This window comes from Microbacterium sp., from assembly GCF_035554235.1.
Lineage (GTDB): Bacteria > Actinomycetota > Actinomycetes > Actinomycetales > Microbacteriaceae > Microbacterium.
The window spans coordinates 1-8,438 of record NZ_DATMIO010000215.1 but is presented as its reverse complement, the minus strand read 5'-3'; the positions used below and the strand labels follow the sequence as shown (position 1 = coordinate 8,438).

Sequence of the window (8,438 nt, the reverse complement as noted above, 5' to 3'; positions counted from 1 at the left end):
CGCGCGCCCGGTGCGCGGGCGGGCACCCCGCGTGGCACCCTGAGCCTGTCGGCACCCCCGCTTAGGGTGGTTGCATGATCTCCTCTCTTCGGGGAACCGCCGCGCACGTCGACGCGGACACCCTGGTGGTCGAGGTCGGGGGAGTAGGCCTCGCGGTCGCCGTCACCGCCGGCCTCGCGCGTTCGACACGCGTCGGCGACGCCGTCCGGGTGCACACGCACCTCGTCGTCCGCGAGGACGCCCTGTCTCTCTTCGGCTTCGAGACCCGTGAAGAGCTCACCGCCTTCGGCCTGCTGCTGGGGGTCACCGGCGTCGGCCCGAAATCCGCGCTCGGCGTGCTTTCCGGCCTCTCGGTCGAACAGATCGCCGAGGCGGTGGCGGCAGACGACGACGCGCCGTTCCGCCGCGTCTCCGGCATCGGCCCCAAGACCGCCAAGCTCATCGTCGTGCAGCTCGCGGGCAAGCTCGAGGCACCGGTGCGCACCGCGGCCCGGAGCGTTCACGCCCCCGCCGCGGTGCTCACCCAGGTCGCAGAGGCCCTCACGGGACTGGGCTGGCCCGAGCGCGTCGCGACGGAGGCCGTCACGACGGCGGCGGCCGAGGCATCCGCGGCCGACCGCGCCTCCGTCCCGTCGCTTCTCCGGCTCACGCTCGCGTCGCTCGGCCCGGCACCCCAGGGAGCCGCGCGTGGGTGACGCCCTGGACGCCGAAGACCCGATCGACGAGACCGAACTCGCCATCGAGGGCGCGCTGAGGCCCGCCTCCCTCGCGGAATTCGTGGGGCAGCACAAAGTGCGCGGCCAGCTGCAGCTGATGCTCGATGCGGCCCGCATCCAGCAGCGCCCGGCCGACCACATCCTTCTCTCGGGCCCGCCCGGCCTGGGCAAGACGACCCTCGCGATGATTGTCGCGCACGAGAGCGCGCGCCCGCTGCGGCTGTCGAGCGGACCCGCCATCCAGCACGCCGGCGACCTCGCCGCGCTCCTGTCGAGCCTCACCTCGGGCGAAGTGCTGTTCATCGACGAGATCCACCGCATGGCGCGATCGGCCGAAGAGATGCTCTACCTCGCGATGGAGGACTTCCGCATCGACATCATGGTCGGAAAGGGCGCGGGCGCGACGAGCATTCCCCTCGACCTGGCGCCGTTCACCCTCGTCGGCGCCACCACGAGATCCGGCCTTCTTCCCAACCCGCTGCGCGACCGATTCGGGTTCACCGCCCACCTCGAGTACTACGAGCCCCCCGAACTCGAGCGCGTGATCCAGCGCTCCGCCGCGATGCTCGGCGTCGACATCCCGGCACGCGCACGCGCCGAGATCGCCCTTCGCTCCCGAGGCACGCCCCGCATCGCGAACCGGCTGCTCCGGCGCGTCCGCGACTACGTCCTCGTTCACGACGTCGACGCCGAGCTGCCCGCCGTGCAGGCCGCTCTCGAACTCTACGACGTCGACGCGATCGGGCTCGACCGGCTCGACCGTGCCGTGCTCGAAGCCCTCGTCAGGCGCTTCCGGGGCGGACCCGTCGGGCTCAGCACGCTCGCCATCGCCGTCGGCGAGGAGCCGGACACCGTCGAAAGCGTGGTGGAGCCGTATCTCGTGCGCATCGGCTTCATGGGGCGCACGCCACGCGGACGCATCGCGACGCACGAAGCGTACGCCCACCTGGGCGTCGCCCACCCGGACGGTGCCCTCAGACTCGATGACCTATAATCGCTGAAGGCTTCTCGCCGCAATCCCACAGGCATCATCGTCGTCGTCGTTGCGGCGTGCCTCTTCCGAAAGGTCTGCCCTCCTCGCATGGACATCGCATCGTTCTTCGCCAACTACGGCCTGTTCATCCTGCTGGCGGTGCTGCTCGTCTTCATGTTCTGGAACTCGCGCAAGCGCATGCAGAAGCAGAAGCTCGAGCAGGAGGCGAAGGCTCGTCAGACCGTTCCCGGCGCCGAGGTGCTGCTGCAGGGCGGTCTGTACGGAACGATCGTGGCGTACGACCCCGAGAACCTCGACCAGCCCGCTGAGGTCGAGATCGCTCCGGGCACCGTCATCAAGGTGCACAGCCAGGCCATCCTGCGCGTCGTCGAGCCCACCGCCGCCCCCGAACTCGACGGTGAGGAGGCTCACGACGCCCCCGCGATCGAGTCGATCGACGATGTCGCGGTCGAGCCGACCATCGATCCCGAGACCGGCAAGAAGAAGACCGAGGACTAAACCGCCCGCCCGTTCGCGGGCGTCCGCAGAAAGCTGATCCCTTCGTGGCGACTTCCACCCCTGTCCGGCATGCGTGGCGTGCCCTTCTCGGCCTCCTCATCATCACGGCCGTCCTCTTCGGCATCAACGCCCTCGGCGTCTACGTGTTCAAGCAGAGCTCCTGGACCCCCGAGCTCGCGCTCGATCTGCAGGGCGGCACCCAGATCATCCTGGAGGCGCAGACCGAAGACGGCGCCGCACCGTCCACCGAGCAGATGAACCAGGCGGTGACGATCATCCGCCAGCGCGTGGACGCCACCGGCGTCGGCGAGGCGGATGTCACCACCGAGGGCGGTCGCAACATCGTCGTCCAGATCCCTGGCACGGCCGATGAGGAGACCCGCCAGCGCATCCAGGCCGCCGCGCAGCTCGAGCTGCGCGCCGTGCTCTACGCCGGCGAGCCCGCCACCGACTTCGTGGGCGAGGACGGCAACCGCACGCCCTACCCCACCCCGGATCCGGCACTCGCCGCCACGCCCTCGGCAGCGCCCACGAACGGCAGCGACCTGAACTGGATCACGCCCGCGTTGCAGGCCCAGTTCCTGGTCTACGACTGCGCCGATCCGGCGAATGACCCTGCGAACGCCCCGTCGGACCAGCCGCTCATCACGTGTGACCCCACGGGGTCGGTGAAGTACATCCTGGGACCGGTCGAACTCGACGGGTCCTCGATCGACGACGCCACGTTCGGGCTCGAGCAGACCACCGGTCGCTGGGCGGTGAACATCGCCTTCGACGCGGAGGGCACCGAGACGTTCGGCAAGATCAGCCAGCGCCTGTACGGGGCCACCGCGCCGCTCGACCAGTTCGCGTTCGTGCTCGACGGAGACGTGCTCTCCGCGCCGCAGATGAACAGCACCATCCTCGACGGCAAACCCAGCATCACGGGCTCGTTCACACAGGAGACCGCGAAGACGCTGGCCGATCAGCTCAAGTACGGCGCACTGCCGCTGAGCTTCCAGGTCGTCAGCTCCGACACCATCTCTGCGACCCTCGGTTCGCAGCAGCTCCAGATCGGCCTGCTCGCGGGCCTCATCGGCCTCGCGCTCGTCGCGGTGTACTCGTTGATCGTCTACCGCGCCCTCGGGTTCGTGATCATCGCGTCGCTCATCGTGATGGGCATCCTGACCTACATCACGATGTGCATCCTGGCGTGGCGAATGGGGTTCCGCCTGTCGCTCGCCGGCGTCGCCGGTCTGATCGTCACGATCGGATTCACCGCCGACTCCTTCATCGTCTACTTCGAGCGAATAAAGGACGAACTCCGAGACGGGAAGTCGATCACCGCCTCCGTCGAGGATGGCTGGGGCCGCGCGAAGCGCACGATCTACATCTCGAAGTCGATCAACATCCTGGCGGCCGTCGTGCTCTACATCCTGGCCGACTCGACGGTGAAGGGCTTCGCCTTCACGCTGGGACTCACGACCCTGATCGACATCCTGATCTTCATCCTGTTCACGCACCCCGTGATGCAGCTGCTCGCCCGCACGCGGTTCTTCGGCTCGGGGCACCCGCTGTCGGGGCTCGACCCCGAAGCCCTCGGCGCCGTCTACCGTGGCCGCGCGCAGTTCCGTGCGCCGGCACCCGTGTCGGCGAAGGGCGGAGCGGCAGCACGCGCCAACCGCTCGCGCGGCGAGGCCGAGCGCCGACAGACCATCGCCGAGCGCAAGCAGGCGGAGCTCGCCGCAGCGAAGACCTCCGCACCGACATCCACGGCCCCCGGCAAGGAGGGAGACGACTGATGCGCTCCATGAATCAGCTCGGAAACGATCTCTACTCCGGCAAGACCTCGTTCCCGTTCGTCGGGCGTCGCCGGCTGTGGTTCATCCTCGCGGCGGTTCTGGTCATCGCATCGGCCCTCGTGCCGCTCATCCGGCCGGTGCAGTTCTCCATCGAGTTCACCGGCGGGTCGCAGTTCACGGTGTCGGGCCTGGAATCGCCCGACCAGCAGGATGCGACCGACGCGGTGCACAGCGTCGTCCCGGACGCCACCACCAAGGTCACCACGATCGGCAGCACGGCCGTCCGCGTGCAGACCGACCAACTCACCCCCGCCGAGTCGCAGGATGTCACCGAGGCTCTCGCGGCGGCCTACAACGTACCGGTCGACGAGGTCACGGCATCCTTCATCGGCCCCAGCTGGGGAGCAGACGTCACGCGGCAGTCCCTGTGGGGCCTGGCGATCTTCCTCGCGCTGACGTTCGTCATCCTCGCGCTCTACTTCCGCACGTGGAAGATGTCGGTGGCGGCCATCCTCGGTCTCGTGGACGTGCTGATCATCACGATCGGCATCTACGCCCTCGCCGGCTTCGAGATCTCGCCCGCGGCCGTGATCGGGTTCCTCACGATCCTCTCGTACTCGCTGTACGACACGACGGTCGTCTTCGACAAGATCCGCGAGAATACGACCGAGGACGGCGAGATCTCCGGCCGGACGTTCGGCGAATCGGTGAACCTCGCCGTCAACCAGACGCTGATCCGCTCGATCAACACCTCGGTCGTCGCGGCGCTGCCGGTCGGCGCGATCCTCTTCATCGGGGCGTTCTGGCTCGGGGCCGAGACCCTCACCGACATCTCGCTCGCGATCTTCGTCGGCATCTTCGTGGCCACGTACTCGACGCTGTTCGTCGCCGCGCCGCTGTACTCGCTGTTCCGCGAGAACGAAGCGCCGATCAAGGAGCGCGATGCGCGGGTCGTCGCGGCCCGTGAGCGCGCGACGGTGGCGGCCTAGCCGCGAAGGGCTGACCCCCGCTCGGGCGTAGGATTGACCAACAGTCCGCGCAGCAGGGGAGGGACTCGATGACGGAGACCGTACCGGCCGCCGCGCAATCATCGAGCCTCCGCCGCCTCGTACCGCGCATCTTCTCACGGTCGGCGCGACGCGACGATCTCGAGCATCTGCTCAGGACAGTGCGGTCGAACCACCCGAAGGGCGATCTCAGCGTCATCGAGCGCGCCCACGCGGTCGCATCGAAGGCCCACGAGGGTCAGGTGCGCCAGAGCGGCGAGGCCTACATCACCCACCCGGTCGCGGTGGCGCAGATTCTCGCGGACCTCGGGCTCGGTCCGCGCGCGATCGCGGCGGCCCTCCTGCACGACACGGTCGAGGACACGGGCTACGCGCTCGACGAGCTGGCCGCCGAGTTCGGCGACGAGGTCGCGATGCTCGTGGACGGCGTCACGAAGCTCGACAAGGTCAAATACGGCGAGAGCGCCCAGGCCGAGACCGTCCGCAAGATGATCGTCGCGATGTCCAAAGACATCCGCGTGCTGCTCATCAAGCTCGCCGATCGCCTGCACAACGCCCGCACGTGGGGATTCGTGCAGCCCGAGAAGGCCCAGAAGAAGGCGACCGAGACGCTCGAGATCTATGCTCCGCTCGCGCATCGCCTCGGCATCCAGACCATCAAATCCGAGCTCGAGGACCTCTCATTCGCCGTCCTGCACCCCAAGCTCTACGCCGAGATCGACAGCCTCGTCAAGCAGCGCACCCCGCAGCGGGAGCAGTACGTGCAGAGCGTCATCGACGCCGTCGACGAGGACCTGCGGGAGCTTCGGGTGCGCGGGCGCGTGGCGGGGCGCCCGAAGCAGCTGTACTCCGTGTATCAGAAGATGGTGGTGCGGGGCCGCGAGTTCGACGACATCTACGACCTCATCGGCATCCGGGTGCTGGTCGGCACGGTACGCGACTGCTACGCCGTGCTCGGGGCGATCCACTCGCGGTGGACGCCGCTGCCCGGTCGCTTCAAGGACTACATCGCGACACCGAAGTTCAACCTCTACCAGTCCCTGCACACGACGGTCATCGGACCGGGCGGCCGCACGGTCGAGATCCAGATCCGCACGCACGAGATGCATCAGCAGGCCGAGTTCGGCGTCGCCGCGCACTGGAAGTACAAAGAGCAGGTGAACGGCGGCAAGGCCGACGGCAAGTCGACGGACACCGACATGGCCTGGCTCGCGCACATCTCCGACTGGCAGGCCGAGACGGCCGATCCCGGGGAGTTCCTGGACTCCCTGCGCTTCGAGATCGGCGCGAAGGAGGTCTACGTCTTCACCCCCAAGGGGCGTGTCATCGGCCTTCCGGCGGGCGCCACCCCGGTCGACTTCGCCTATGCGGTGCACACCGAGGTCGGGCACCGCACGATGGGGGCGAAGGTCAACGGCCGCCTCGTGCCCCTGGAGTCGAAGCTCACGAGCGGTGACGTCGTCGAGGTGTTCACGTCGAAGAACCCGGATGCCGGGCCGAGCCAGGACTGGCTCGGGTTCGTCGCCAGCACCCGTGCCCGGAACAAGATCCGCGGCTGGTTCACGAAGGAGCGCCGCGAAGAGGCGATCGAGCAGGGCAAGGAGTCGATCGCCCGCGCGATGCGCCGGCAGAACCTCCCCCTGCAGCGGCTCATGAGCCAGGACTCGTTCACGGAAGTCGCCCACCACCTGAAGTACGAGGACGTCTCGGCGCTCTACGCCGCCGTCGGCGAGGGCCACGTCTCGACGCAGTCGGTGCTCGAGAAGGTCACGGCGCTCGTCGGTGCGGGCGACTCTACGACGGGACCCATCGACCTGCCGCAGATCGGCCGGCAGCGCCAGCCGCGGAGCGCAGACTCGGGCGTGCTGGTGCGCGGCGCCCCCGACATCCTGGTCAAGCTCGCCAAGTGCTGCACGCCCGTGCCGGGCGATGAGGTCGTTGGCTTCGTCACGCGGGGGAGCGGGGTGTCTGTGCACCGCACCGACTGCACCAACGTCCGCGCGCTGATGGCCGACCCCGAGCGGATGATCGACGTGGAGTGGGCGCCGACCACCAAGAGCGTCTTCCTCGTGCAGATCCAGGTCGAAGCCCTCGATCGCTCCGGCCTGCTCTCCGACGTCACCCGCGTGCTCAGCGAGCATCACGTCAACATCCTGTCGGCCACCGTGTCGACGACGAACGACCGCCTGGCGATCAGCCGCTTCGTCTTCGAGATGGGCGATACCGTGCATCTCGACCGCGTGCTCAACGCCGTCCGCCGCATCGACGCCGTGTACGACGTCTACCGCGTCACGTCGTCCTGACCTCGGCCCGCATCCGGTCGATGACCGCCAGTCCATCGCGCTTGCCGGGGACGGGTCCGTGCGCGTCGAACCAGGCCCGCGCCGAATCGAGCACGCCGGGAAACGCCGACACGAGGCCGAGCAGCGCCGCGCTGGATGCCGGATCCGCACCGGCGAGGCGCGCGAGGTCGGCCGCCGTGCGCGGCGGCGTGGTCACGAGCACCCCGCCCACGATCACGAGGTCATCGGTCTCGATGCATCCATCGCGGTAGAGGAATCTGCGGTCGATCCGGTGATGGAGACGCCGGGGGACCGCTCGCTGCACCGCATGCCGCGCCGGCGCCTCGTCAATCGCCCCGAAGACCCACGCTGCAGACAAGTGCGTCGCCGCCAGCGTGTCGCCGAGGAGGACCGACAAAGATGCCGCCCGCAGGTGCGTCGTCTCGATCGCGTCTGCGGGGATGTAGCCCTCACCGAGTTCCACGAGGTGACCGTCGAGCCGCGCGGCCGAGAGCTCGGCCGCGGAGAGCGCGCCGTCGACGAAGTACAGGTACGACGAATGCATGTCTCGCAGTGTGCCCGAGAACGACGATCCGACGCGGGGGAACCGGCCTCCCTGTGGACAACCTCCCGGGGGGCGGAAGTGTTCACTCCGAAAGCCGGCCGGGACACGTCACGTCAAGCTGCTGCTCGCGTGGGCCGGTATCGCAGGGCGACCGCACCTGACCGGAACTCATTGCGTTCCACGAGCTCGAGCTGGATACGCTCGCGCAGACCGGCGAGCAGCGTCGGCTCGTGTCCCGCGATGACCGGCTGCACAACGAACTCGTACTCGTCGATCAGTCCCAGATCTGCCAGCGCCAGGGGGAGCGTCACTCCGCCCACCCACAGGCCCTCGCCTGGCTCCTGTTTGAGCCGCCGGACCGCCTGCCCCACGTCGCCCCGCACCAGCTCGGCATTCCAATCCGCCTTGCTCAGCGTGCTGGAGACGACGTGCTTCTTCGCGCGGTCGATGGTCTCGGCGAACGGAACCTGCCACTCAACCATCCAGTCAGGCCATGCGCCGGTGGTCGGCCTCCGCCACGCCGACTCCATCATCTCGTAGGTCATCCGGCCGAACAGCAGGGCATCGGCTCGTGCCATCTCGGCGGTCCAATAGC

General features: G+C 68.5%; 8 protein-coding genes. 6 read left to right on the top strand and 2 right to left on the bottom strand.

What is annotated here, in order from left to right:
* Positions 1–74: 74 nt before the first annotated feature.
* From ruvA to VNT50_RS11235, 6 genes are all read left to right on the top strand, one after another.
* On the top strand, positions 75–695 hold the full coding sequence (gene ruvA, locus VNT50_RS11260; RefSeq protein WP_325485211.1) for a Holliday junction branch migration protein RuvA: 621 nt from the start codon (positions 75–77) through the stop codon (positions 693–695).
* Positions 688–1,710, top strand: coding sequence for a Holliday junction branch migration DNA helicase RuvB (gene ruvB / locus VNT50_RS11255; protein WP_325485210.1), 1,023 nt, complete (start codon positions 688–690; stop codon positions 1,708–1,710). Before ruvA ends, ruvB begins: the two co-directional genes overlap by 8 nt.
* A gap of 87 nt (positions 1,711–1,797) precedes the next feature.
* Positions 1,798–2,208, top strand: coding sequence for a preprotein translocase subunit YajC (locus VNT50_RS11250; RefSeq protein ID WP_325485209.1), 411 nt, complete (start codon positions 1,798–1,800; stop codon positions 2,206–2,208).
* Between the two features lie 44 nt (positions 2,209–2,252).
* Positions 2,253–3,989 carry a protein translocase subunit SecD gene (secD, locus tag VNT50_RS11245; RefSeq protein ID WP_325485208.1) on the top strand — a complete coding sequence of 579 codons (1,737 nt, stop codon included), beginning with the start codon at positions 2,253–2,255 and terminating at the stop codon, positions 3,987–3,989.
* The gene (secF, locus tag VNT50_RS11240) at positions 3,989–4,978 is read left to right on the top strand and encodes a protein translocase subunit SecF (RefSeq protein WP_325485207.1); all 990 of its coding nucleotides are present in this window, start codon (positions 3,989–3,991) and stop codon (positions 4,976–4,978) included. Before secD ends, secF begins: the two co-directional genes overlap by 1 nt.
* A 68-nt stretch (positions 4,979–5,046) precedes the next feature.
* Positions 5,047–7,299, top strand: coding sequence for a RelA/SpoT family protein (locus VNT50_RS11235; RefSeq protein WP_325485206.1), 2,253 nt, complete (start codon positions 5,047–5,049; stop codon positions 7,297–7,299).
* Here the strand turns inward: VNT50_RS11235 and VNT50_RS11230 are convergent.
* Together VNT50_RS11230 and VNT50_RS11225 are read right to left on the bottom strand one after the other, a co-directional pair.
* A complete protein-coding gene (locus tag VNT50_RS11230) occupies positions 7,286–7,843 on the bottom strand; it encodes a type IV toxin-antitoxin system AbiEi family antitoxin (protein ID WP_325485205.1) in 558 nt (185 codons plus the stop codon). The genes VNT50_RS11235 and VNT50_RS11230 overlap by 14 nt on opposite strands.
* 113 nt (positions 7,844–7,956) lie before the next feature.
* Positions 7,957–8,438: dihydrofolate reductase family protein (locus tag VNT50_RS11225; RefSeq protein WP_325485204.1), on the bottom strand; the 482-nt coding region annotated here is incomplete at its 5' end.

What these genes read in the sequence shown, in the direction of transcription:
- ruvA (WP_325485211.1), top strand. Translation starts at nt 75, where the DNA reads ATGATCTCCTCTCTTCGGGGAACCGCCGCGCACGTCGACGCGGACACC.
- VNT50_RS11250 (WP_325485209.1), top strand. Translation starts at nt 1,798, where the DNA reads ATGGACATCGCATCGTTCTTCGCCAACTACGGCCTGTTCATCCTGCTG.
- secF (WP_325485207.1), top strand. Translation starts at nt 3,989, where the DNA reads ATGCGCTCCATGAATCAGCTCGGAAACGATCTCTACTCCGGCAAGACC.
- VNT50_RS11235 (WP_325485206.1), top strand. Translation starts at nt 5,047, where the DNA reads ATGACGGAGACCGTACCGGCCGCCGCGCAATCATCGAGCCTCCGCCGC.
- VNT50_RS11230 (WP_325485205.1), bottom strand. Translation starts at nt 7,843, where the DNA reads ATGCATTCGTCGTACCTGTACTTCGTCGACGGCGCGCTCTCCGCGGCC.